Source organism: Candidatus Xiphinematobacter sp. (assembly GCA_016766635.1).
In the GTDB taxonomy this organism is placed as follows: Bacteria; Verrucomicrobiota; Verrucomicrobiia; order Chthoniobacterales; family Xiphinematobacteraceae; genus Xiphinematobacter.
This window is the reverse complement of the sequence record CP068473.1, coordinates 792446-817540: the sequence shown is the minus strand read 5'-3', so window position 1 is coordinate 817540 and position 25095 is coordinate 792446. Positions and strand designations below refer to the sequence as shown.

Annotated in this window: 18 protein-coding genes; 12 read left to right on the top strand and 6 right to left on the bottom strand. The window is 48.8% G+C overall.

Annotation, left to right across the window (positions count from 1 at the left end; translation table 11 throughout):
• The first annotated feature begins 393 nt into the window (after positions 1 to 393).
• Together JMM79_03580 and trpD are read left to right on the top strand one after the other, a co-directional pair.
• Positions 394 to 1557: a cysteine desulfurase gene (locus tag JMM79_03580; GenBank protein QQY08300.1), complete on the top strand. Its 1164-nt coding sequence runs from the start codon at positions 394 to 396 to the stop codon at positions 1555 to 1557.
• 397 nt (positions 1558 to 1954) lie between these two features.
• Positions 1955 to 3007, top strand: a complete 1053-nt coding sequence (trpD, locus tag JMM79_03575) for an anthranilate phosphoribosyltransferase (protein QQY08299.1) — start codon at positions 1955 to 1957, stop codon at positions 3005 to 3007.
• A 76-nt stretch (positions 3008 to 3083) separates the two neighbouring features.
• Here the strand turns inward: trpD and kdsB are convergent, their stop codons facing one another.
• From kdsB to JMM79_03560, 3 genes are read right to left on the bottom strand one after another with little or no spacing between them, the layout of a single operon-like run.
• Positions 3084 to 3836, bottom strand: a complete 753-nt coding sequence (gene kdsB, locus JMM79_03570) for a 3-deoxy-manno-octulosonate cytidylyltransferase (protein QQY08298.1) — start codon at positions 3834 to 3836, stop codon at positions 3084 to 3086.
• Positions 3833 to 4375, bottom strand: coding sequence for an HAD-IIIA family hydrolase (locus JMM79_03565; protein QQY08297.1), 543 nt, complete (start codon positions 4373 to 4375; stop codon positions 3833 to 3835). Before JMM79_03565 ends, kdsB begins: the two co-directional genes overlap by 4 nt.
• A 4-nt stretch (positions 4376 to 4379) precedes the next feature.
• On the bottom strand, positions 4380 to 5390 hold the full coding sequence (locus JMM79_03560; GenBank protein QQY08296.1) for a hypothetical protein: 1011 nt from the start codon (positions 5388 to 5390) through the stop codon (positions 4380 to 4382).
• 632 nt (positions 5391 to 6022) lie between these two features.
• Here JMM79_03560 and JMM79_03555 point away from each other — a divergent pair.
• The 9 genes from JMM79_03555 to pheA all read left to right on the top strand — a co-directional run bounded on the left by JMM79_03555 (position 6023) and on the right by pheA (position 17477).
• Complete coding sequence (locus JMM79_03555; GenBank protein QQY08295.1) at positions 6023 to 7006, top strand: PhoH family protein; 984 nt, start codon at positions 6023 to 6025, stop codon at positions 7004 to 7006.
• Between the two features lie 1102 nt (positions 7007 to 8108).
• The gene (ybeY, locus tag JMM79_03550) at positions 8109 to 8609 is read left to right on the top strand and encodes an rRNA maturation RNase YbeY (protein QQY08294.1); all 501 of its coding nucleotides are present in this window, start codon (positions 8109 to 8111) and stop codon (positions 8607 to 8609) included.
• Positions 8610 to 9560: 951 nt separating this feature from the next.
• Positions 9561 to 10700 (top strand): tRNA 2-thiouridine(34) synthase MnmA, encoded by a 1140-nt coding sequence (gene mnmA, locus JMM79_03545; protein ID QQY08774.1) that lies wholly within the window; start codon positions 9561 to 9563, stop codon positions 10698 to 10700.
• Entirely contained in the window at positions 10697 to 11026 is a 330-nt protein-coding gene (locus JMM79_03540; GenBank protein QQY08293.1) for a divalent-cation tolerance protein CutA, read from the top strand. The genes mnmA and JMM79_03540 overlap by 4 nt, the downstream gene beginning before the upstream one ends.
• Before the next feature lie 434 nt (positions 11027 to 11460).
• Positions 11461 to 12306 carry an indole-3-glycerol-phosphate synthase gene (locus JMM79_03535; protein ID QQY08292.1) on the top strand — a complete coding sequence of 282 codons (846 nt, stop codon included), beginning with the start codon at positions 11461 to 11463 and terminating at the stop codon, positions 12304 to 12306.
• Positions 12307 to 13270: 964 nt separating this feature from the next.
• Complete coding sequence (gene ruvB, locus JMM79_03530; protein QQY08291.1) at positions 13271 to 14302, top strand: Holliday junction branch migration DNA helicase RuvB; 1032 nt, start codon at positions 13271 to 13273, stop codon at positions 14300 to 14302.
• Positions 14303 to 15625: 1323 nt separating this feature from the next.
• Entirely contained in the window at positions 15626 to 15985 is a 360-nt protein-coding gene (raiA, locus tag JMM79_03525; GenBank protein ID QQY08290.1) for a ribosome-associated translation inhibitor RaiA, read from the top strand.
• 272 nt (positions 15986 to 16257) lie between these two features.
• Positions 16258 to 16455 carry a hypothetical protein gene (locus JMM79_03520; protein ID QQY08289.1) on the top strand — a complete coding sequence of 66 codons (198 nt, stop codon included), beginning with the start codon at positions 16258 to 16260 and terminating at the stop codon, positions 16453 to 16455.
• Between the two features lie 119 nt (positions 16456 to 16574).
• Positions 16575 to 17477 (top strand): chorismate mutase, encoded by a 903-nt coding sequence (gene pheA, locus JMM79_03515; protein ID QQY08288.1) that lies wholly within the window; start codon positions 16575 to 16577, stop codon positions 17475 to 17477.
• 198 nt (positions 17478 to 17675) lie between these two features.
• Here the strand turns inward: pheA and JMM79_03510 are convergent, their stop codons facing one another.
• From JMM79_03510 to mnmG, 3 genes are all read right to left on the bottom strand, one after another.
• A complete protein-coding gene (locus JMM79_03510; GenBank protein QQY08287.1) occupies positions 17676 to 19196 on the bottom strand; it encodes a TolC family protein in 1521 nt (506 codons plus the stop codon).
• A gap of 1056 nt (positions 19197 to 20252) precedes the next feature.
• The gene (locus JMM79_03505) at positions 20253 to 21134 is read right to left on the bottom strand and encodes a polyprenyl synthetase family protein (GenBank protein QQY08286.1); all 882 of its coding nucleotides are present in this window, start codon (positions 21132 to 21134) and stop codon (positions 20253 to 20255) included.
• A gap of 459 nt (positions 21135 to 21593) precedes the next feature.
• Positions 21594 to 23489 (bottom strand): tRNA uridine-5-carboxymethylaminomethyl(34) synthesis enzyme MnmG, encoded by a 1896-nt coding sequence (gene mnmG, locus JMM79_03500; protein ID QQY08285.1) that lies wholly within the window; start codon positions 23487 to 23489, stop codon positions 21594 to 21596.
• A 493-nt stretch (positions 23490 to 23982) separates the two neighbouring features.
• Between mnmG and pdhA the strand changes: the two genes are divergently transcribed.
• Positions 23983 to 25080, top strand: a complete 1098-nt coding sequence (gene pdhA, locus JMM79_03495) for a pyruvate dehydrogenase (acetyl-transferring) E1 component subunit alpha (GenBank protein ID QQY08284.1) — start codon at positions 23983 to 23985, stop codon at positions 25078 to 25080.
• Positions 25081 to 25095: the final 15 nt, after the last annotated feature.

The window sequence follows — 25095 nt, the reverse complement described above, 5'->3', positions numbered from 1 at the left end:
TGTTTGAGACGACGTTTATTATATTTGCGCATTTCGTGTCGTGTGCAATGAAGGGAGATTGACTATTTATTAAAATGGACGGCAGAGGCGGGACAGCAGGGAGATTAGCAAAGGGAGAAGATGGATGGGGGTGTCCCGCCCTTTCAATAGCTCCCTCCCTCGTGGGGGAGGGAGGATTGTGAGCCATCCCCTGCTTGAAGTTATTGCTTTTTTAGAGAAGCTTGCCATATCACAGCGGTTGCCGCACAGTGGCAGGCGGCTGGATGGCCGCTCTACCGAGGAGGGAGCGAGGAGGGGGGCGTCCTGTAGAGTCAGCTCTTGGAGAAGGGCATATCGAAGCTATATGAAGAACACAGCTAAGAATAATACCAAAGTGAAAGAAGTAGGAGGGCGATGGTTTACTTAGACTACAACGCGACCACCCCTCTAGCTGAAGAAGCGCTCAATGCCATGATGCCCTATCTGACCAATAATTATGGTAATCCTTCTAGTCAGCACAGGGCAGGAAGACAAGCTAGAGTAGCCATTGACAACGCCCGCGAGGAACTTTCCTCATTGCTGGGAGCGGGGGTGCGCCCGCATGAGATCATTTTTACAGGGGGGGGTACAGAGGCCAATAATTTAGCTATTCTCGGTTTAGCCCGGACCAAGTCCTCAAAGAAGAGGGGTACCCATCTTGTTACTTGTGCTACAGAACACCACGCGGTGCTGCACTCCTTTGAGTATCTTCGTCATCAGGAGGGTTTTGAGGTTACCATTCTTCCAGTAGACAGTTTTGGGCAGGTCGATCCCAACCAACTTAGTGCCGCGATTCGCCCAGAGACTGTACTAGTGTCCATCATGTCGGCAAACAATGAAACCGGAACTCTACAACCCATTTCAGTTCTAGCGAAAATCTGTCGGGAGCGAGGGGTATTCTTCCATAGTGATATGGTGCAAAGTTTCGGTAAGCAGCCGATCTCGCCTCACGAAATTGGTGTAGACGCACTCTCAATTGCCTCTCATAAGTTCTACGGTCCAAAAGGAATCGGAGCTCTTTTTCTCCGCTCAGGAGTTTCCATAGAGGCAATTCATTTTGGGGGATCCCAGGAAAGTCGACACAGGCCGGGTACTGAGAATGTGGCTGGCATTGTCGGACTTTCCTCAGCAGCAACCATGGCTGTGGGGCGTATGCCTAAAGAGACTTCTAGACTGATGGTATTGCGCGAACAGCTGTGGAGAGGTCTAAGCAGTATTTATCCAGAAGCGGTATGCAACGGACATCCTAGAGATATCTTACCAAATACACTTAACGTCAGTTTTCCTAATGTGCAAGGGGGTGAAACCTTACTTATTGCACTTGACTTGGAAGGGATCTGCGTCTCTAGCAGCTCGGCATGCATGGTAGGATCTACGCAACCTTCTCACGTTCTCCTTGCTATGGGAGTTTCTACAAATCTTGCACAGTCGACCATCCGTTTTTCTCTGGGACACTTCACTACAGAAAAAGACATAGAAACTGCTATACATGCCATGGAGCGCATTTTACGTCATGGCGCAGGGTTTACAGCTAGATAGCATCATGCGACGAGCTGGATAACTTGAATTCATTAGTACTAATGAATTCAGCGATAAAGTCCTACACAGGTTCTTGCTATAAGAGCTTCGCGTGGCCTCTCAGTAGAGAATCCAATTGCTAGGCGTTTAACGGTTTTTTAGGTTAAGTTTTATTGTTAGTTTTGGTACTAAATGATGAGGGCCGTGTAATAATTCTTCCCTTAAAGGGGCTGTTGGCAGACAGCCAACCAGATGCTCTTCGAGCGATACAGGAGTTACAGGGTATAAGTGATACAACAGAGATTGGTGGACATGACTGACTAGAAGATGATGGTGATCTGGTAAATAGAAGGAATGGTGTAATTATATTTGGTTTATATAAAGTTAGTATCGAGGTCATTATTAGTCAGCAAATGGCGTGAACGACACATGGACAAGGAGAATCCTCTCTAGGAAAGAGTTAAGTCGAAAAGAAATACAAGAGGTATGTTGTATGCTTCTCGACGAGAAAAATACTCTTGAGACGAAGGCAGAGTTTTTGCGTGCGCTACATTACCGCGGAGAAACCCCCAGGGAAATAGCTTCATTTGCAGAAGTGTTACTAGAGCAGAGTACTAACCCTATACCAGCTGCCATCCGCAATGCTGGCGTTTTTCTAGATGTCTGCGGGACAGGTGGAGACGGGCTCGGGCTTTTTAACGTTTCAACCGCGGTAATGTTTGTTGCTGCAGCGTGTGGAGCTCTGGTGGTGAAGACTGGCAACCGAGGTTTCACTTCACGCAGTGGCGGCGCTGACGTATTAGAGGCTCTTGGGGTCAACTTATCTATACCTGTCTGGAAGGTCCCTGTAGTGTTGGAATCCACTGGTTGTATATTTCTCTTTGCAGCAGCCTATTACCCGGCATTTCGAGCGGTTACTGCGGTACGTCGCCTCCTATCCAAAGAAAACATCCCTACCGTTTTCAACTTTTTAGGTCCTCTCCTTAATCCTGTTCGTCCCAACTACCAGTTGGTGGGGGTTGCTAACCCACTGTTAATGGAGAGCTACGCTTACATTTTGGGGTTACTTGGTAGAGAAGCGGCATGGGTAGTTTGTGGAAATGTTGAATCGTCGGCAAGAGTCATGGACGAAGTTTCTATAGTAGGGCAAACAAAAGTGTGTACCCTTCAGCAAGACGGGAAGAGAAGGCTGTTGCAGATCTCTCCACACTGCTTCGGGATTGCCACAGCTCGTGTAAATGATCTCCTGGGAGGAAACGCTAGGGAAAATGCATGTATACTTCTGGATATCCTGAAGGGCTTAGACTGCGGCCCACGAAGGAACATGGTCCTGGCAAATACTGCTGCTGCCCTCTGCGTCTGTAAAATTGCAACTAATCTTCTTCACGGCATAGAACTTGCCTCTGAGGCCATCAATTCCGGTGAGGCATTTCTCCGACTACAAAGGCTGATCAAGCTCAGTCATCAATAGTTGGAGATCCCTTTTACAGCCAACATAAAGTAGCTGTTAACTTTCGATTAGCACCTTCTGACTTTTGACTAGCAACTCAGGAAGCATTGCCCCACTTGTGTTCTTCCTGAAGAATTGCTTCCGCTTTCTTAATATCGCTAGGGGTGTCTACACTAATGGAAGCACGCTCTGTAAGGAGCACTTGAATCCGGATACCATTTTCTAGTGCTCTGAGTTGTTCCAGCTTTTCCCATTGTTCTAGTGGAGATGGCTTCCAAGAAACAAATTTTAAAAGAAACGCCTTTTCAAAACCGTATACCCCTATATGCAACAGGCGATGGGGATAATCCTCACTCTGAGCGAATGGGATTGCACTGCGAGAAAAATAGAGCGCACACCCTTGGCTGTTGACTACTACTTTGACCATGTGGGGATTGGTTGGGTCGGCCCACTTTGGGAATGGAGCTGCCGCCGTGACCATTTTCAAGCGACTGGAGCCGTTGAGGATTTGCACAAAGCGGTGCAGGAGGTGTGGATCTAAGATTGCTTCATCGCCCTGAACATTGATGATGTGGGTAGCTCCTGGCAGGCGAGTGGCTACTTCAGCAACGCGGTCGGTTCCGGTAAGATGTGTGTGGGCAGTGCGGATAACCTGTGCACCGAAGAGCTTTGCTGCTTGAAAGATCCGCTCGTCATCTGTAGCGATAAAGACGTTTTCCTTATGCATACAACGGCAACAGCGTTCCCACACGTGTTCTAGTACGGGCTTCCCAGCAAGAAGGCATAAGGGTTTGCCTGGAAAACGTGTGGAAGCCCATCTTGCCGGGATGATGGTAACTAGGTGCCTCATAGTACCGGTTGGCGCAAGATGAAATCTGTGGCTGCCACAGCATTCTCAAAGATTTTGTCAGCTCCACAACTCAAGTGTTGCGTACCATATCCGGTAGTTACAAGGAGGGAGGTCATTCCAGCTCGTTTTCCGCATTCGATATCGGTGGCTTTGTCACCGACGAAGTAAGAGTGCAGTAAGTCCACAGAAAATATCTTCGTGGCCTCCAGAATCATCCCGATATTAGGCTTGCGACGTTGTTCCGTCCCATTGGAAATTGGGCAGAAGTAAGTAGCATCAACCTGATAATCCAGTTGGCGCATTAACTCACAGTGAACCGCCTCATACTCAGAGAGTGAAATCCTCCCATATGCAACGCCACTCTGGTTAGTGACAATGAAAACTAACCGTCCACAGATCCGTAATCGACGCAGCGACTCGCACATTCCAGGGATGGCATGCACATCTGCAGGATTACGGCAAAAATGGACCTCCTTCATTAGTGTCCCGTCACGGTCAAAAAAAACGGCAGGCTGTTTTTTACCACTCCCCGCCGCCATCTTACTATTCAAAACTCCCCTCTAGCTCCTCTCTAGTTAGGGTGGCTGTACCCAACTTACCAACTACTATGCCAGCCGCATGATTAGAAATTTCAGCAGCTTCCTCAGGTGCTGCATTAGCACATAATGCTAAAGTGTATATAGCAATAGTAGTGTCCCCTGCCCCGGAAACATCAAAAACTTCTTTGGCACGGGTTGGAATATAATAGGGTAGGGATCCAGGCTGGACTAGAAGCATCCCCTGTTCCCCAAGAGTAATGAGTAGTTGGGGAAGATCCCAGCGCGCTTGTAGCCTTTCGCAGGCTTGTAGTAACTTTTTATCTTCCAATGGGTTGGAAACATTAACGAGTGAAGAAGGAACGCCTGCAAAATCAAAAACCTCACTTCGATTCGGTTTTATGACGGTTACCCCGGACCAATCTAGAGGATTGCTAGAGCTTGGGTCGGCGGCTACAATCATGCCCTTCCCGTTAGCCATATGACACAATCGATCCTTCAACTCTTGGTTGAGAAATCCCTTGCCATAGTCTTCAAAGATGACGCCATCTAGTGAAGGCAGCAACTGTTTAAATATCTTCAGGACCTGTTCACTTGTTGTCTTTGTATCGGCAGCAGAAAAGAAACCCTTGTTTTCCCTGTCAACCCGGACCACTTGCTGATGGAGAGCAATAATGCGGGTCTTCAAAACTGTAGAAAAATTTTCCCCCCTAACAAGATAGCCTGTTAAAATCCCTTCATTCCTCAGCAGCCGAGCCAGACGATCTCCTGAAGGATCCCTCCCAAGGAGGCCAAAAATATGCACAGATTGGCAAAACGGCTTAAGATTTCGGGCCACGTTTGCAGCCCCACCAGGGTAATGGGATTCGCTTTGAACTTCTACTACTGGGACCGGTGCCTCTGGGGAAACTCTACAAACCCTTCCCCAGATAAATTCATCTAGCATAATATCTCCGATAACAGCCAATCGCTTGGTAGCAAAAGCGCAAAGAAGTTGTTGTAACCTGTGGACATTCATCGAACCGAGAGTCACCTCCTCTATTGCAGTCAGTAGCACTGTAACTGCTCGTTAGTGCATATTAGGTACGCACTTATATACAACAATAACGAGAGACATGACAGTGAATAGAAGAGTTGTTTCAAGCCCAGCGTAAAACTCCGCCTGCCCTTGGTAAAGGAGCGGTTATAGCAAGCAACCTCCATTACCCATCGAGACGGTCTTGCCACAGGGTTAATACACAGATAGAAAGGAGAGGCTCCTGGAAGAAGGAACAACGTGTGTGGGGGAACATACGTAAAAGATAGGAGCGTACTCCGCTGCAAATGTACTGGCCAGTCCCTGTAACAAGATCACCCGGCAGACTCTCAACCCTATAGGGCCATGGGAATGTCCATGAAGGAGAGACAGATTTTTGTCAAAACGAGAGGGGGCCATGGATGGCTTTAGACGCGACGCAGCTCGGCGAGAGAGTCTTACGCCTTACGCCTCTTCTTGCTGCGCTGCCACAGAAACAGTGGGTACTTAACAGTTCCTTGTTTTTACTTATGCATCCGATTCCTACTGCACCAGAGGGATCGCATGCTTCATTTGGGGATGTGGAGGGGAAGGTAGGATAAGCATAACTAAGCTAGACAGGTACGGTAATCAGTATGGAATCGCTGGTTCTAGAATTCGACAGTGCCCGCACGTTGTGGTCTCTCTACGGAGACGAGGAGCGTTTTCTGTGTGACATGGAAAGTGAACTCGGTGTTCGAATGACGACTCGGGATGGATGGATACGTATCGAGGGTAAGCGTTCTGCTGTGGAGCAAGCATGTTCTGTTTTTCGGGAGTTGGCAAATGCCAGAAAGCGTGGAGTTATCATCCGACAGCACGAGTTTAAGCATGCACTTTTTTCCTCCACAAGGCCACGTGGCAAGAATACCCTCTCTGACCTTGTGGAATCAAAGATAGAGTGTTCCCCTAATAAACCTCCGGTTGTTCCCAGGACTGCAGGGCAAAAAGCATACATAGAGGCTATCAAGAGCTCTGACATCACTTTTGGGTTAGGGCCTGCTGGTACTGGGAAGACCTATCTGGCTATGGCACTAGCTGTCGCCGCATTGAAGCAGGACAAGATCAGCAGGATTGTGCTTACTCGTCCGGCAGTTGAGGCCGGAGAGGCTCTAGGGTTTTTACCTGGGGACTTACAAGAGAAGATCCTTCCATACCTGAGGCCCTTCTACGATGCCCTGCATGATATGCTGGGAACTGATGAAATTCAGCGTAGCATATGCAAGGGCGTGGTGGAGATTGCTCCTTTGGCCTACATGAGAGGACGTACTCTTAGTCATGCCTTTGTTATCCTGGATGAGTCTCAAAACACAACTACGGAACAGATGTTTATGTTTCTGACTCGCCTAGGAGTAGACTCGAAGTGCGTTATTACTGGGGATCGAACGCAAATTGATCTACCGAGGAATAAAAGAAGCGGCCTCCTTGAGGCTGTAGCAGCCCTGAAGGGGATACAGGGAATTGAGTTCCATCACTTCTCAGAGGAGGATGTCATGCGACATCCACTTGTACAGCCCATAATACGTGCCTATCAAGGCTATCGTAAAAGGGTGCAGGCAACAAACTCCGCGGCACGATGAAGGGAAAGGACCCAGGCCTATCTGGTGGGGGTTCTGGGATCCCAGGCAGGCTCCATTCCCCCTATTTTATTCTTCCACGAGCGTAATGTGGTCTGGGGCCAACCTCTCCATAAAGGGAGTTCCACATTTGTGGGATGCTTACCCAACACTTCCATACTCAGAAATGCAGGATGGAAACGTGAGTGGGTAACGGGGGATTTTCCTTGCCGTTAATTTAAATTTAATTTTCCCTGTAGTCGGCGCGGCCATTGCGGCTAGAATCCATTTCTACGAGTAAAAGGAAGAAGGTAACGCTGGCATTCCTCCGTGTAGACAGCAACTGGATGCCAATCGGAGTTCCTGTTGTACTGTCTTTAGAGTTAGTGCATGCATTTCCGGCTGGAATTTTGTGCGGTAGGGTGCACGGACCCTTCCCTCCAGGGTTGTAACCTTGAGTTTTTAAGAGCATTACTTTGGTATACGGCTGGGGTCTTTTTCTTTTGAATTGAAACTTCTGCTGCAGTAGTGCGGTCGTTTAGTCTGTAGAGAAGCTACGGCCCCCGCATAGAAAATGAAAAATGGTGGCGGTACTTGCGGAGTTAAGGAACTTGAAATTGTGGAGGTGCCCCCCACAATGGATTCTCCTTCAATTCGGCGGTCAGGATGTGTTTTTTGGAAAGCCTTTTGCGGTTTGACTAGCTCGATGATGCGTATAAAAGACGAGGCAGTCTAGACGTCAGAAGACCTATAGAGGGGGCATTGACCCAAGAGCAGCAAGGGCACCCAGTGAACCGGGAGACAGAGCCATGAGCATATCTGTTTCCTTGGGATAGGCTTTTCGCGGCACGCTTGGAGAGCAGTCTCGTTCCCCGGCCAACCTAGATCCCAGCTTACGGAAAAACAAATTAATTCATTACTGAGTTTATCCTAGCTTGTGCCTAGCTTGGACTACCTTAGAGGTAAGTTCCCCCAGCTTTATGGAAGCGTCCTATTCCCAGAAGTGGTAGCCAAGATGATGTTATCCACAAGAACTCTAATGTCCCAAAGCCGGTGACGAAGTATTAACAACGCTTCGACTTACCTCGACGTTGCCACGCCGCCAGTGCGCTGCCTACACCCCTCCATGAGGAAAGGAAAAAAGTCTAGCGAGTCCGCCGTTCACGATCTGAGGAAACGAACTGGTACTCGCTTGGTTATAGTCAACCATCAGCAAGGAGTGAGTGTGGATATGCCCCTACTAAGGCGAATGGGACTTCTAGCTCTATCTCACTGTTCTGATAACACAGGGGGGCATGGATCTACCCTATCAAACCTTCCTGTTGTCGAAGTGGCCATCGTATCTGATGCCGTTATTCTGGAGGTTCACAGACAGTTCTTCAGAGAAGATTCTCCAACAGACGTTGTGACATTCTCATATGGAGAAGTCGTTATCAGCGCGGAAACTGCTGCCTTCAACAGCGGCTTTTATGGACACTCTCCAACAGTAGAGATCGCCTTCTGCCTGATTCACGGGTTGCTACACCTTGACGGCTATAGCGACTATACCATACTGCAAGCTACAAAGATGATGAGAAGGCAGAAGAGGATCCTAAAAAGGGTGTACCAAGAACTGTGGCCAGGCTAGCATGCATGGCGTGCCACCGACATTCACAGAATGGGTGGTAACAGCACAACAATGCAAAAGGCTTTGGTGGGGGTAGTGTGTGCAAAAGAGCAGATACAGGCCGAAGGGCTACCAAAGCAGATGTCCCCTCATCTACGCTACTAGACCAGGAAGGGCCTTGTCCACAGTCTGTAATGGGACTATTGGGAAATGGCGTGTCCTTAGTCTCTGGTTGTTTTTCCGGAGGAAGAATTTCTAGAGCGGAACATAAGTGGTAGGAAGAGAGAAGGAATTTTGGATGTAATCCCTCGCGATGCTCCAGAAACATCTGGTGCACCCTGTGCCGCTCTACTGATCTAGCTTCCGAAGCTGTGGAAATTTCTTGCAATGGGCCAAAACAAGCAGCTTAGAAAGGGGGGATCCCGCAAATAACACAGGCACCCATTTCTTTAAAGCTAGAGGAAAGATGGGGGAGGGATACATGGTATCCGGGATCGGGTGTGGCATGTATTCTTGATTCCAGTCCATCTACCAGCCGATAAAATGCAGGCTACCCCTTTAAAGGGTGGAACATCGTGTCTAGGTTCTTTTCTAATTAAGCAGCCCAGGGGACAATAATTGGGTCGGTTTACACTGGTCGTTTACACTACGTTGCAGGGAGGAGGGCAAATTTTTCGAATGTGGGTCCGGACATGGCTGGCTTGTTGAATCTAGGTTCCGATGTTGGGTTGGGCTTGTGTCACCCCAACAACCCTGCGGGCGTGGATTAAACGTATAGCAGAACCCCTCAAAGCCAACAAACTAGTCTGCTTTTGAATGCGGCAACTTGTCCACCGGACTCTCTTGACAAAAACGCCATTTTCCCATTGAAGCGCTTATAAGAGAAGCGTGACCCGTCATAATAGTGATTATTATAGATTAGGAGGATAGTTGACCTCTAGATTGCCTCCGGCTACCTTGATCTCTATCCTTATGCATGCCAGTCAGAATTCGAAGGTTTTTAAAGTTTTTACTCGTCCGATAGCAGGACGCAGCAAGCGTGTGCTAGTTGGTATGAGCGGCGGGGTAGATTCCAGCGTCGCCGCATATTTGCTGAAGGAAGAGGGCTGGTCAGTAGTTGGGATTACTATGAAAGTCTGGCCGCAGGACTGTTTATCTCGCGCGGAAGATAAATGTTGCGGACCACAGGCAGTTGCAGATGCACGCGGGGTAGCACATATTCTTGGTATACCTCACTACGTAGTGGACGAGGCTGTGGATTTCGAGCGTTTAGTGATTGACTATTTCTCCAGAGAGTATCGCGCAGGGCGCACACCTAACCCGTGCATTATGTGCAACGAGAAAATTAAGTTTGGGAATCTCTGGGAAAAAGCTAAGCTTCTGGGGGCTGACTATATCGCCACCGGACACTACGCTAGTGTCCACCATACAGAAGCCGGGGCCCTACTGTGCAAGGGAACGGATCCATCTAAGGATCAGTCCTATTTTCTCTTCAGTCTTTCCCAAGAGCAACTTAAGAGAGTTTTGACCCCCCTGGGGGGGATGACTAAAGCGGAAGTTCGCGGCATTGCGCGTCAACTAGGCATGAAAGTTGCAGATAAAGAGGATAGCCAGGAAATATGTTTCGTACCTAACAATGACTACAAAGCTTTCCTCCAAAGTCACCTGGGTGTGCATGGGCTCCAGGCGGGGGGCATCTACGACACTTCCGGCAAATATCTAGGGCCTCACAATGGGATTGAAATGTATACCGTTGGCCAACGCAAGGGCCTTCCAGGAGGGTCTCCACAACCTCTGTATGTCGTGGATATTGACCCCGCCCATTCGAGGGTCATTGTAGGGTTTGAGACAGAACTGATTCAAAAAGAATTTGAGGTCGAAGGGGTGAACTGGCTTGGAGTTCCTCTAGAGGGGGGTATGGAAGCGAGTGTTAAAATTCGATCTACTCACCGTGGAACGATGGCTGTATTGTATCCAATGGATGGCAAGCGTGCTCTGGTGCGATTGCAAGAACCGCAGCGTGCGATTGCTCCAGGCCAAGCCGCTGTTTTCTACCATCACGATCAGGTAAAAGGTGGTGGTTGGATTTGTCGCAAAAAAATGCCAGCATGATCCGGCTCGTTCTGACAACATTCCCAAGTCCTGTTCAGGCTAGACGAACTGCGCGCCAGCTAGTGCAGGCTCGTCTGGCAGCCTGTGGCACCCTCCTCCCAAGGGCAATTTCCATCTATACTTGGAATGGAAATCTGGAAGAGAATCGGGAATGCCTACTTCTGCTAAAGACTACCTCGGACTATGTGGAAAGACTACAGGCTGCAATTCAGAGAATGCATCCCTATAGTGTGCCAGAAATCCTGTCCTTTGAGGCAGATTCCTGCCTTGCGGCCTATGCTGCGTGGGTCAAACAGTCTCTCGCTACTCAGAGTGAAGGGGCGTAAGTGTGTACGAAACTATAGTTTTTTAAACCACCATTAAGTTCAGATGCCTGCCACTATTTCAAGAGTAATAACCAGGACGGATGGGATAGTCAGTCTTGATCTTCTTCCTAAGGCAATCCCTTCTTATACGCAGTTTCCCCCACCCACGTGCCCTAAGGAAGGCGGGAGCTTGCGCCGCTTTCTCGATCGTAGGCAAACCAAGCAAAAGACATCTGTGGTCTTCTGTCTTCTGCGACTTTCCCGATGTCTGCCCCCTGTGCACTGTTTCTGCACGCTCAAATAGGCCCAAGATTAAACACCTACTTCTTACTAAGTAATGCCTGGCAGCTAGGCTGTCGCTTGACCTCCTGTCCGCCGAGAGAATGTGCAAGTCCGCCCAGTCTAAACCCTCAGCCCAGTCTAAAACCCTCAGATCGGCATAAGGCAAACCGGCTATGACCTTTCTTGAAGAAATCTTAAAAACTGTACAGGAAGAGCTCAGTTCGTCGAAAATACAGCGCACGTCCGGGGACTTACGGTCGATGGTGGCAGACGCACCACCAGTCATTGCGCTGGATCAGAAATTGAGAGGTAGTTTTTGTCTCGTTGCTGAAATTAAAGAAAAATCTCCCAGTGTAGGGCCCATGCGTGAGGAGAATGTTAAAAGTGCACCAGAAGCCTATGAGGAGTCCTCTATTGTGCGTGCCATCTCCGTGCTCACAAATTTTTCCTACTTTGGCATGTCCATCCAGAAACTAGGAGCAATCCGCAAGAATTCCTTGAAACCGATTTTACGCAAGGATTTCATCGTAGATGAATACCAAATTTGGGAAGCCCGCGCCTTTGGCGCAGACGCTTTGCTACTAATGGCAAATGTTCTGGACGCCCCACGCCTGTGTGGCTTCTATGATCTATGCCGAGAATTAGGTATGGAAGCCCTTTTCGAGGTCCATACCGAAGAGGAAATCCACCTCCTTCCACCAGATGCACAAATAGTGGGAATTAACAGCAGAAGATTTAAAGATAAAAGAGGTTTCGTTGGGATTACGGGCATGTCAAGGAAAGACCTTAGCATAAACTTAGACACCTTTCAGCTCGTTGAGAGGCTACCGGCGGCAACTATCCACGTGGCGGAGAGTGGACTTTCTCCTTCTACACTTGGCCGTGTACGTGGGAAATTTCAGGCTGCTTTAGTCGGCACTGCGCTGCTTCGTGACAGCCTAGGGGTACGAGCTAGCCTCTCAGATTTTGAAAAACAGCTCTCCCCCGCGAGCGGCACCACTATTAGCTCGATGCTATAGCCTTGTATGCAACTCTCTCCAGCACGGTCCAAGAACGGGTTCTTCGGCCTGTGGTTTTGTTGAGGAGGTACGGTGTAAACCTGCACGTTTGGTCCAGCTGCCAGATAAAAGTGGGCCTCTCAGCCCGGTCGAAAATCTGCTGTTTTCTGGTACAAGTGATGTTAACATCGTTCCGCGGAAACCTTCCTTAGGAGGGATATCGTTTGGCGATCTTGAGGAATCGTAGAGAGTCGATCAGCGAAGTGATGGCTAAGCCCCAGCATCTTTTTCTTTCTAGTGTAATCCTTGGAAATTCACTCAAGTTAGCAGTGGATCTCTCTACCCATTTTTCTTCTCTGTGCATGGAATTGTGCTCTCACAAAACATGCCCAGGCTTAAAAAAGAGCTGGAAGCCCTTGCGGTGCTAGCATTGGTCCATTTGGTTCCCTGGAGTGCCTGCTTCCTGTCAGAGCTTCCCTCCTTCTTGGTATTTACAGAACAGTCGACGCTTTTGACGTGGTCTCCTTGGCATCTCTTTTAGACGGAGCTCTCCGTCCCAAGCCAGGGACAGCAATGGCCCATTTCTCCTCTACGGGTTAGACTCTACCTCTCTGTTTTCTTGCTCGTCTTTTGGATTCTTATTCAGATCTTCTTTGGAGTGGGAGAAGAAATGCAACTGGGTAGAGCACTCGCCCTTTGTTTCCACTATTACGGCTGCTGCGTGGGTGGCCTTTCAAGTCCGATTTTTATTTCCCTGGACATGGTACTTTTGCATTCCTCACCTTTATTCTTTTTTGTTCCATTCTGGTCAGAAGTGTGCTGGTTAGCCCTGGATCATTGATAATCCACTTCCTGGCTACCGTATACTTTCCACTCTCTTTGAGAGTTTTGCCATTGACAGAAACAGGAATTTATCTCGAACGTCCTTTTGTGTGCCGCTTGTCCCCACCATCCCCTCTTTATTGCAGGGCATTATTTTTTTTAGGTGAAAAGTCCTCAAGAAACATCTAGGACGTCGCTGGAGTCTCTGCGTCCCTCTGTATTTGAACAGTTTTATGGCCAAGAAAAAACTGTGGGGAGATTGCAACTAATGGTAGAGGCCGCACAGAAGCGTGGGGATGTTCTGCGACACATCCTTTTGAGTGGCCCGCCCGGTCTAGGGAAAACTACGCTGGCCAATATTATTGGCGGGGCCGTAGGGACTAGCGTGAAGACTACTAGCGGGCCCCTACTTGAAAGAGCTGGAGACCTTGCGGGACTCCTAGCGGATATACCACATGGGGGAGTATTGTTCATTGACGAAATACACCGTTTACAACCTGCCATTGAGGAGTATCTCTATCCCGCTATGGAAGATTTCAGGTTAGATATCGTTATTGATCAAGGTCCCAGTGCACGCAGTATCCGCCTCAATCTTTCCAAGTTCACCCTTGTTGGTGCTACCACCCGTTCTGGGATGATTTCATCCCCACTGCGCTCTCGATTTGATATGATCTGTAGGTTAGATTACTATGGCGTCGCTCATTTACAAAAGATTGTGGAGCGTAGTGCTAGCTTGCTAGACATCGTTGTCGATGCAGCTAGCGCCCTAGAGATTGCCCGTCGTTCCCGTGGCACCCCACGTATCGCTAACAATTTGCTTTACTGGGTGCGGGATTACGCCCAAGTTCGGTTTTCTGGCACTGTTACTCGGGAGATAGCTGCTCGGGCTCTGACAATGCTAGAAATTGATGAGGAAGGTGTTGACAGAATGGATAAACACATCCTGAGGGTCATCATCGACAAGTTTAATGGAGGGCCTGTCGGGATTAGTTCGCTTGCAGTGGCTGTTGGGGAAGAAGCAGGAACGTTAGAAGAGGTGCATGAACCATACCTAATCATGCAGGGCTATCTTCAACGAACGGCTCAAGGGCGTGTCGCCACTGCACGTGCCTACCAGAAGGTAGGGATGTCCCCTCCACCTCTCGTACCCTATAAGTCCACAAAGAGGAAAAATGTAAACTTCCATCTTCAGTAGAAGCTGGGTGCTTTGTCTGCTCGCTCAGCCGCTCAGCTAGTCTCACCGGCTGGGAAAGGGGCATTCTGGAGCAATTGACCCATTATATCCCTGAAGAAATAAGAAATAATCAAATACCATTGGCTTCTCTCCCTTGGACTCCTTGAGAAACTAGCATGGCCTCCTACGTCTAAGAGGGACAGAGCAGGCCTGCTCTAGGTCGGATTATTAAATAGATTGAGAGTTGCTCCCCCCCCCAAAATGGGAGTGCACCCCCCTCTTCCCTCCCCATCCTAAGGAGAAAACGCATTCTTCCATAAAATGGACGAGAAAATGGGGGCTCTGACGGCCTCCAGAGAAGTACTTAAGGAAAACCTGTGGGTGGGAAGATAGCAAAGAAGTCAATCTTTTCCCTCAGGAAAAACTCAGGCCAAAAGCTACTCGGCGGATCAATTCAGTAAATTACCATGGACTACTTCAACTCCCTTCAAAGGGTGGGTAGAATGCTGCCTAGACATTCTGCACATACGGAAGGTTTCAGAGTAGAAGGACGTTTTTTTCAGGCCTGTCCTTAGTTTGGGGATATTCCTTTTGGCGGCAGCCGAATTTGCAGTCTATCGCGCCAATGCTATAGAGAATACTAACTGGAGGATCATGTTTTCCGGACAAAGGCCTTACTGCCCTAGGCCAACTTGTATCCTCTTCTTCTTCTACTAGCAGATTGCCGGAATTCATCCTCCAATTCCTCTTGGTGGTTATCAACTGGCGTGGTAGAGAGCTTCTTTTTGTATTATGTGCCTGAGAATTGAAGTGCCTATGAAGGCAGGGCAGTCCCCCCCACCCCTAGTAAAATTCCCAAAATTCCCTAATCTGCCCTGGGATAGCGGGTGTCTTTTACTTCTGCCTCGACTGCTGCCTCGTGTTCTCGTTCTCGTGGTTGCACCCCACCTCTAACACATCAGAGGGCGCAACGGTGATCTTTCACAGGAAAAATCTTTGAGCTCAAAGCTCAATAAGGGTAATAGAGTCCCCGCTCCCGCGCATCTTAGCACGTAAGTACTTCTCGGAATATGAGACAAGGAAAAAGATCTCTCGTGATGACTGCCTTTGCCAGCAGGAACATACTCCGTTGCACTGGGCATGGATAGGACAACAAGGCCATCTGGGCGATGGCCCTATCGGGATTATAAAGTCTTCTCGGCACTAAGCTTCTAAGCTTAGAACATCTGCCCCTCTATTTCGACCCCCATTGTTTATAGAGGGGATTACGACCACTTATGATGCCTGCCGACAAAGGAAGCCACTGGTTATTTTCTCGCAGCTTTCTCTCTTATTTATTAGCATGTGCCTATGCACATTCATCTTAGTCCTCGGCATCTAGTCCTGACGGCCGCCATCCATTCGTATGTAGCAAACAAAATTTCCCACTTGGAAGAGATGACAGAGCAGATCTTAGCAGCCCACGTAGTTCTTCTTCATGACGAGACACGAACGAAAAAATATGTGATTAAGGTTCACCTAGCAATTCCAGGTCCAGACATTTACGCAGAAGACGCTGAGGACGACCTTTATGCTGCCATTGATAAAGTCTCCACAAAACTAGCAAGGCTTTTGCGTAAGCGTAAGACAAGAATCCAAGAACGGGAGAAGCACATTTCGCAACTTTCCAAGGAGGGTAGCAAGCGTGGGTACAAGAGACGATAGAGCAATGACGACTCTAGAAATAGGTATCGCAGAGAGATTGTCGGGCAATTTTACAGTTCATACTTTACACTTTAGCCATAAGGGGAGGCATTCGCAGGAATGCATCTTGACCCGAGGAAGCTTCCCATTCTAATGGTCGCATGGTCGCGGTCCTGTTCGGCAATCCGCACTCACTGGGCTGCGGCAAAGATTTACTTCCAGGATGACCTTGCTGTTTTCCCTATGGAACCCTCCTGAACGGAGCAATTTGAACGTATCCGAGTAACTACCAAATGGAGAATCCTATTCTGGCATACGTTTACATTGGGTGCCTCCACTTTATTTCTAAGACACTTTTGTGGTGGAGGGAATTACGTGTCCCTTCCTCCATTTCAGGAGGAAAAGGAGAAAAACTAGCGGTTTTTTTCTCCTGCGCCGTACCGGATGACGCGATGGACAACGAATATTCTGCCCAAGTAAGGCAAGGCTAAAGTTCAAGGCTCTCCAACGAATCAAGGACCTATCTAGACTATGTCTCCCCTAACAATGGGTCTGCCTCTCCCAAGGGCACGTAAACCATGTGAGCAGAGTAAAGGCCAGAGTTGAAACCATGGCTGATATACTACCCATTAGCCAACAGCAGGAAACCACCTCTGTAGGAATCCCTACTAAGTTGCAGACCCTAAGAGAACAAATCGATGCAGTAGACACGCAGATTCTATCGCTTTTAAGCCAACGTGTCACCACGGTCCGCAGGATAGGGGATCTGAAACGTCAGGAGGGTCTTCCTATCTATGCTCCCGATAGGGAGGAAAAATTGCTTCGCCACTTGGCGGAGAAAAATGAAAGTGCCTTATCTGCAGCTTCAGTTCATGCTATCTATCGAGAAATTATTTCCGCCTGCCGCGCCTTAGAGAAGGAGATAACGGTAGCCTGTTTAGGACTGATAGCTGGAATTACTCATCAGGCAGCGCGCCGCCGTTTTGGTTCCGCTGTAAAATATACCTTTTTTCAGGAAGCCTCGGAAGTGTTCAGAAGAGTCTCTGAAAGTGAAGCGGACTGCGGAGTAATCCCTGTCGGCTCTACCGAAGTAAAAAACTTGGCAGTAGCACAAGTACTAAGCGACTTAGCAAGGACCGAGCTAAGCATATGCGCAGAAATCCTACTAGATTCTAGAGAGGGAGAGCAGAGAGACCGGTTTTTAGTCCTCAGTCGTATTCCGACCTCTCCTTCAGGATCAGACCGCACCCTACTCCTGCTTCGCCTAGAAAACAAACCTGAGGCGCTAGCCGTCCTAGAGCCCCTTAAAGGGCGTTCCATTGCTCTTGGACCACTGGCTAGCCAACCGGCCACCGGGAAGAGAGATACTGAGGATCTTCTCTTCTTGATGGAAGCAGAAGGACACAGCACGCAGCTACAAGCCAAAAACTGCCTGCTAGAGCAGCTGTCTAGATGCTGTCTGACCATGAAGATTCTGGGTAGCTACCCCAAAGGCGGCGCGATAGCATCGTGAAATCACACCTTACAAAAGGCCCTATGGAATTTTCCTTATCCTTGAGGCCGGTTTTGTTGGCCCCGAAGGGGGGAGCCCTTCTACAAGGGGTTAGATAACAACAGATCCTCATCCATATTTCTAGGACCATCCGCCGAGTTTGAAGAGTGGTGGGTATTGTTATGAATTTGTTGCAGAGACGAACAGGCGTTAGGGAGTTTACTCGCTTAAACGCATTGCCTGCACAATCGGAAGGGTTTTATCCAGTACCATTGCTCTCTCAAAACGCTGTTTCTCTTTATCAGTTAAGAGGTCTCTGGGCTCTATGTGTAGGGTATTGAGGGAAAGTATGGACTCATACTGTGCTAGGGCCTGGATATAACCAAACCGTGCCTGAAGGACAGCGGCTTGTGACTGGAGTAATTTAATCTTGGCATCGAAAACTTCCAGTTGAGTCCCTATACCACTGTCGCATTGCTCACGTGCCAAGCGTAGTTCCTCCATAGCCTGCACTACGCTGGCCTGTTGGCTCCTTATAATCTCTTGAGCCTGTCGTAAGTTGGCAACATTTTTCTGGACGCTGGCGACAATGGAACGCACATTATCATTGTAGCTGATGACGGACTGCTTCAACTGCGCCTTAGATTGTCTGACTTGACCACTCCCACCAAGAATATTCCAAGTCCCATTAAGGCCACAAAACCATCCTCCAATGTAGGAACGAGCGTTATCTTGAATGAGGTATCCGCCACCTAACGTGATCTTGGGATATCTGCCGGAAAGGACTTCCTGAACTAGGGCTACCTGCGAGAGGACGTGTTCTCGCTGAGCTTTTAGAGTCGAATTCCGAGTAAGTCCTTCTCGAACGGACTCTGCCGGTGAGATGGTGTGGAACCTCACTTCTAGATCCCCTATCACATGCAAGGGAATCTCTGCATACCCCGCGTAGTTCATTCCAAGAAGTTTGACAAGTTGATGTTGAGAAATACGTAAGTCGTTTTGAACCGTAACAAGAGTAGACGCTGCGCTAGCTGTAGCCGCTTGCGCCTGCAGTACGCTAAGCTTCGGAGCGGTGCCCACCTGGTAACGCCTCTTTTGGTTTTCTAGCTGATTTTCTAGCATAGCAACTGATCGCTCCTGGACTGCGACGAGAGTGCGGTTGAGAATGACTCGAAAGAATGCAGTCTTGACCTGCGCGATAACGCTATCAATCGTGCCACAGAGGGCAAAGAAGGACATGGCTTCCTGGTGCTTGACGGCTTGCATGCTAGCTAGTTTTCCTCCTCCGTCGAATATCAGCTGTTGGACGCTGAGTTGCGCATTCCAAGAAAGGCGATTCGCCACGCCATGCCTACTAGGCAATTTTGTTGGGGAACTATCTGCAGGTGAAACTTCACTGAAGGCAGGAGGGACAGGTGAAGATGGCGCATCTCGAAGAGCGATAGTTGCGATAAGTCGTGGTAAAAGCTGGGCGCGCGTGCTAATAAGCTTCCCATGGATAGATCGGATTTGCTGAATAGAACGCAGGATTTCTGGATTATGCCGAAGCGCATATCGTACGGCATCGTTGAGAGTAAGCTTCTTAGTATTACCGATTACGGGCTCCTTCTTCTTAGCAAAACGGATACGAGAAATTCCATCGTCAGTAAGTGGTGGTGTTACGGAGAGTACTCCAGAGGCGGAAAAGTTGGCCGTGAGGGTTGGCGACAGCCAACTGGACTGTCGAGAATAGAAGGGCATTGATAGAAACGTCGGTAGAAAAAAAGGAGTGGTTTGGAACGGCGCGACGAAAGGGCTTCGCGCTATCGAAGAAGGAATAAAAAGAGATGATGGTAGAGTGGCTGAACACTCCGCCTGGAGAGAAATAGCAAGGAGGATGGCGCTCAGTGCGCTTCCCAGAGGCCATTTTCTAACTATCGGGCGTAGGTCTTCTTGGCACTGGAATTGCATCTGGTTAGACCTTCTGGGACCGGTGTTCAGTGTGAGTCACCAACTGCTGTGTAATCTCTACCGAGAAGGGCGGCCGTTACGGCAGCACCGGGCTTTTTTATCCGACTTTCTAGGAGGTTTTTTTCATCCCCATGGTGTTGTAGTTTAGCACTTTACGAACCCCATCCTACAATATCAACCGGGGGGACAATAGTACGTCTGTACACCTTAAGCCAGGTAAATAGATCCGGAGAGCGAAGTACAGTTACGGCTGAATGGATGAACGTGCTTGGCGCCGACAACCGGCCACCCAACCCATTAAGGAGGAGGTCCTCCAAGAGGAAGGAAATCTTAAAAGCCCTATCGTGCAGCACCCTTTGGCGTGGTTCCACCCATACGGAGCCCAACCGAAACAAAATGTCCCACGCTCACAAACTCCACCTGTTGATTATTATTTCTCACTGAGTTCCCTCCAAGGAGGCAGTCACTGGATCTTTTGCCAAATTCTCTCCGCAGTTCACAGTTTGCCAGATTCACCTATCATATCGCTTCCAGCCTTTTCGGCGAACACGAACATAGAGGCAAAACAACAAAAACACAAAAGCTTTTTGAGCAGCTCACATAGAGAGCCCCCTTGCAATATGGTCGAGCAAACTGGAATTTTGACAGCAAAAATCCCCTCATAAAAAAATATCCAACTGTGTGGCTGCTAACTCCTGCATATCCTGAGCCAAGCAATGATGAATCGCTCTATTCCTCGCGCTTGGCGACTTCCTAGCAAGGTAATTGAATACACTGAGTGTATAGGAAAGTTTGAGCTTCTTTATTTATCACTCTCAGCAATTCTCTCCCAGATTGGCCAATGGACTAGCTCTTACGTCCCAACAAAAAGAGCGCCAGCTTCTTTAGGAGCCTGGCCCTGCACCCAAAAGATCTAATGGCACGGCGCGCGTTGTGAGTGAGACGCGCGGCCTCCCTCCTTGAAGCCTTGACCCCCATGTAGGCAGGAAAGGTGGCCTTTCTAGCGACAGTGTCCTTGCCCGCACTTTTTCCAAGCCACTCAGTAGTCTGGGTGACATCGAGAATGTCGTCAACAATCTGGAAGGCGAGGCCAAGGTTTGCGCCAAATGTTGTAAGTGAAGCGAGCTTTGATGGTGTCGCATTAGCGGTCATAGCACCAAGACGTAGAGAGACAACGATCATTGCGGATGTCTTACACCGATGAATGAAACGAAGCTCCGAGAGCTTACACTTTTTTCCCTCTCCTTCTAGATCTGCTACCTGTCCAGCAATGAGCTTGCGGCTGCCGGCAGCATGGGAAAGCTCAGATAGAAATACCTGAGGAGCATAACGTAGTGTAGGACGCGCCTTCGCAAGAATTTCAAATGCAAGCGTCAATAAGGCATCTCCGGCTAAGAGGGCAATGGCCTCACCGAACACCTTATGGGTAGTGTGACAACCACGGCGAAAATTGTCATTGTCCAAGCAAGGCAGATCGTCATGAATGAGCGAATAGGTATGAACACACTCAAGGGCAACGGCTGCTGGCAGGGCGTCCTTTGCTTCTCCACCACAAATTTCACAGGCAGCTATGCATAAAATGGGACGTAGACGCTTTCCTCCCACAAAAAGACTGTAGCGCATGGCACGATGCAAGCTCTCTGGCTTAATAGATGGATGAGGCAATGAGTCGTCTAGCGCTTTGTCTATCAAGCGAGCCTTCTCGGCAAGATAGTGAGTTAGTTCCATAATCAAAGATAGCGCAATTCCCCGGGCCGGTGCACTCACTGGAAGACGTATACCAAACAGCCTCGCTTAGCAGCAAGTTTAAGCAAGTTTAGGTCTACACTATCCTGGGCTGCAGGGATAATCACCCTGAAAACTGTCGCAACACCTTTCCAGAGCAATAGACAGTGGCGGCTCTCCTAGGCAAAGTCTTTTCTCCCTTTAAAATTATTGGGATGCCTGCTCGGCACCTGAGTACCAGCGCTTCGGTTAGGGCCGGAAGGTGGAAGCCAACAGAGAAATGATGTTCCGTCCGCATAATCCCACTGACATATTGTCTCCCCCGCATCAGGTCAAAAGGACTGACCCCCCTTTTCGAAAACAGAGCCGCCCTCGCCAGGGCTTCCTCTGAGAGTGATGACTCCTATTCCATAAAAACATTGCCTCCTCCACCTCTCACAAGTCGGAGATCAGCCAGATCAGCTAAACATCTTCTGCTCTGTGACGCAGACGGCGCTGTTTTTCTACCCAAATAGAAAGCAGAGCGATATCGGCTGGCGTGACTCCACTAATGCGTGAAGCTTGGCCAAACGTTTCTGGGCGTACTTGAGAAAGTTTTTGAATTGTTTCGTTCCTCAACCCAACAATTTGAGAAAAATCTATCCACTCGGGGATATGGAGGGTTTCCTGGCTGCCAGCACGGGTTACTTGTTCCTGCTGACGGTGAATATATCCCTCGTATTTCAGTTCGACTTCCACTGATTCCCAAACAGAGTCTGGGTATTTGTTACGCCACTCCGGATCTATAGCAGAAAAGGAATTACCTGGGCGTCGCAGCCACACGGAAAGCGGTACCCCATCCTGGCGGATTCGACGCACTTCCAGCATCAATTCCCGAAAGGCGAAACTCCTTTCTTCGTAACAGCGCTTGCGGATTCCCTGTACCAACCCTATCTGAACCCCTTTTCCTGTTAACCGGAGATCGGCGTTATCTTGACGAAGAAGTAGGCGAAATTCAGCCCGGCTGGTAAACATCCGATAAGGTTCTAGTGCCCCACGGGTCACCAAATCGTCTACCAATACCCCTATATAAGCTTCGGAGCGTGACAGTATCCATGGTGGCCTACCCTGCACTTGGAGCGCAGCGTTCGCCCCGGCCACAAGTCCTTGAGCTGCAGCTTCTTCATAGCCAGAACTCCCGTTGATCTGGCCAGCAAAAAATAACCCAGTAACCTGATAGGTTTCCAAAGTGCGCTTTAATTGGGTGGGCGGACAGTAATCATACTCTACAGCGTATCCTGGCCTGAGAAGCTCCGCATTTTCTAGGCCACGAATACTCCGTATCAGTCTATACTGCACCCCGAAAGGTAGACTAGTAGACACCCCATTCACGTAGACTTCATCTGTCTGATGTCCTTCTGGTTCCAGAAAAACTTGATGCTGGGACTTTTCAGCAAACTTTACCACCTTGTCTTCTATAGAAGGACAATATCTAGGTCCCACCCCCTTAATACGTCCACTATAGAGAGGAGACTGATAAAGATTATCTCGAATAATTGCATGTGTCCTTTCATTGGTGTGCGTAATCCAACAGGGAATCTGCCTCACGTGAAATTTTCCTTCCTCCCAACTGTTAAGGGTAAAGATGTCGTTTACACCTCGTTTTAGGGTATGAGAGATACCACTAAAAAGTGGCGGGGGTTCTTCGCCATCCTGCTGCTGACAGGCTTTAAAGCAGATAGATTTTGCTAGGAGGCGGCAGGGTGTGCCTGTTTTAAACCGGCTAATTTCAAACCCTAGCTCTTGCAGGCATTTACTAAATCCTGTAGCCGTTTCTCCTAGTCTCCCCCCTTCCTGATTGCATGCACCAACATGCAACAGTCCTCGCAAGAAAGTGCCCGTAGTAACCACCACAGTTGATGTATGGTAATAGACTCCTAGTTGTGTTCTGACACCAACTACACGTTGTTCCTCAACATGGAGATGGGCTGCCACGGCCTGGTGGATCTTCAGCTCTGGCTCTCTTTCCAGTAAAGCCTTTGCTCGAAATTGGTAGGCCTTTTTGTCACATTGGGCCCTCGGTGCCCGAACACTGGGGCCCTTACGCATATTGAGCATACGAAACTGTATGCCTGTAGCATCCGCATTCAGCCCCATTACTCCACCTAAGGCATCAATTTCCCGGACTATATGTCCTTTGGCTAATCCACCGATTGCTGGATTACAAGACATCTGGGCAATAGTATCTGCATTCTGCGTCAGTAAAAGAGTGCGACACCCCAATCGCACGGAAGCCATAGCTGCCTCTACCCCGGCGTGCCCAGCACCAACTACTACTACGTCAAAGTTCTCAGGATAATTAAAGACCGACGTGTCCATTTATCTTCACAAAATAGGCCAGTGTCCAATGGTAAATCGGCAAATTATCGAAAGTCGAGCTTCCTCGCAGCGCCAAAAAAATAAGTGGAGCGTTCGTATCCGATGCAAAAAAAAGAGCTTGGCAACCAAGAAAGCATGTAAGCCATTGTGCCACTCAACACCAAACTCCAGCTTTCCCAATCATCAGTGATGAGTTAAGATCCACCCCCGGCTTCATAAACTTCTTTATTGGACCATTTTATTATCGAAGAATTTAAATCGGTAACTGCCCAGAGTCCACCACGTCCGTTCGCTAAAATCAGCTCGCACTTCCTCTCTTGCCTCCAATTGGAAACGGGGGCGATTTTCCAGGATTGCTATTGTCAAACCGTTAGCCTTCATCAAGAGTAGAGGAGGGTGTTACTTTTGTAGTGCAATCAAGTTACGAAATAAGGTATCACGAGCACGCCCGGGTCAATTAATCTCAAAAAAAACTTTCGAAACGCGCAGACGGATGAACAAAACTAGCGTTGCAAGTAAAATCCAGGCGGAAGTAGACCTCCAGGACTTTTCTAAGGTCAGCACCAACGCGGCACTAACATCCGATCAGAAAGTCGAGTTTCTCCGTGGAATGGTGCGCATCCGACGCTTTGAGCAGGCCGCTCTGAAATATTATAATCAGGGATGTATGGGGGGGTTTCTTCATCTCTATATTGGCCAAGAGGCTGTCGCTGTCGGTACATCGTCTCTCCTGCATGCAGACGATCACATCATTACCGCCTACCGTGACCATGGCCATGCCATTGCTGTAGGAATGGACATGAAGGAGTGTATGGCTGAGCTGTTTGGGAAGGCTACCGGTTGTTCGAAAGGGAAGGGCGGATCTATGCATTTTTTTTCACCGGAAAGGCATTATTGGGGAGGACATGGAGTGGTGGGTGGGCAGACTCCGCTAGGATTAGGCATTGCCTATGCTTTGAAATATAAAAAAGTCCGGGGAGCTACGCTCTGTTTTTTAGGGGATGGAGCAGTCAATCAAGGAACATACCACGAATCTCTTAATCTTGCCGGTCTTTGGAGCTTGCCGGTCGTTTATATCATTGAGAATAATCAATATTCGATGGGGACGAGCGTGGAACGCTCTTCTACTTTTAGGAATTGTCTAGCTCAACGTGCAGAAGGTTACGGAATTGCCTGGGATACAGCTAATGGAGAAGATCTCTATGAAGTCCGTGCAAAAACCCAGGGCGCTATCCAGCGGGCCCATAAAGATTGCCGTCCTACTGTTCTAGAAGTCAGAACCTATCGCTACTATGGGCATTCGGTTGCTGATGCAAACGCAAAGAAATACAGGTCCACCGAGGAAATTGAGCGCCACAAGAACTTTCACGATCCTATTCGGCTTTGGTCTAAACGTCTACTTGATGAGGCAATTGTTACAGGAAAGCTGATAGATCAAATTGATGAGGAGGCCGTCCGTGAGGTAGAGTCTGCCGTTCAATTTGCCAGTGGAAGCCCTCCTCCGAGGGAAACAGCTATATTTGAAGATATCTATTATGAAGTAGATCACGCGACTCAAGCTGGTTGTAGCGGTACGCATTTTTTTCGATAACCTTCTCTTGCTGAG

Bases quoted from the DNA above. Each gene is read 5' to 3' on its own strand.
- JMM79_03580 (QQY08300.1), top strand. From the start codon at position 394: ATGGTTTACTTAGACTACAACGCGACCACCCCTCTAGCTGAAGAAGCG.
- pheA (QQY08288.1), top strand. From the start codon at position 16,575: ATGGCTGATATACTACCCATTAGCCAACAGCAGGAAACCACCTCTGTA.
- JMM79_03555 (QQY08295.1), top strand. From the start codon at position 6,023: ATGGAATCGCTGGTTCTAGAATTCGACAGTGCCCGCACGTTGTGGTCT.
- JMM79_03560 (QQY08296.1), bottom strand. From the start codon at position 5,390: ATGAATGTCCACAGGTTACAACAACTTCTTTGCGCTTTTGCTACCAAG.
- mnmG (QQY08285.1), bottom strand. From the start codon at position 23,489: ATGGACACGTCGGTCTTTAATTATCCTGAGAACTTTGACGTAGTAGTA.
- mnmA (QQY08774.1), top strand. From the start codon at position 9,561: ATGCATGCCAGTCAGAATTCGAAGGTTTTTAAAGTTTTTACTCGTCCG.
- JMM79_03505 (QQY08286.1), bottom strand. From the start codon at position 21,134: ATGGAACTAACTCACTATCTTGCCGAGAAGGCTCGCTTGATAGACAAA.
- JMM79_03535 (QQY08292.1), top strand. From the start codon at position 11,461: ATGACCTTTCTTGAAGAAATCTTAAAAACTGTACAGGAAGAGCTCAGT.
- JMM79_03520 (QQY08289.1), top strand. From the start codon at position 16,258: ATGGAGAATCCTATTCTGGCATACGTTTACATTGGGTGCCTCCACTTT.
- JMM79_03565 (QQY08297.1), bottom strand. From the start codon at position 4,375: ATGGCGGCGGGGAGTGGTAAAAAACAGCCTGCCGTTTTTTTTGACCGT.
- JMM79_03540 (QQY08293.1), top strand. From the start codon at position 10,697: ATGATCCGGCTCGTTCTGACAACATTCCCAAGTCCTGTTCAGGCTAGA.
- ybeY (QQY08294.1), top strand. From the start codon at position 8,109: ATGAGGAAAGGAAAAAAGTCTAGCGAGTCCGCCGTTCACGATCTGAGG.
- kdsB (QQY08298.1), bottom strand. From the start codon at position 3,836: ATGAGGCACCTAGTTACCATCATCCCGGCAAGATGGGCTTCCACACGT.
- pdhA (QQY08284.1), top strand. From the start codon at position 23,983: ATGAACAAAACTAGCGTTGCAAGTAAAATCCAGGCGGAAGTAGACCTC.
- JMM79_03510 (QQY08287.1), bottom strand. From the start codon at position 19,196: ATGCCCTTCTATTCTCGACAGTCCAGTTGGCTGTCGCCAACCCTCACG.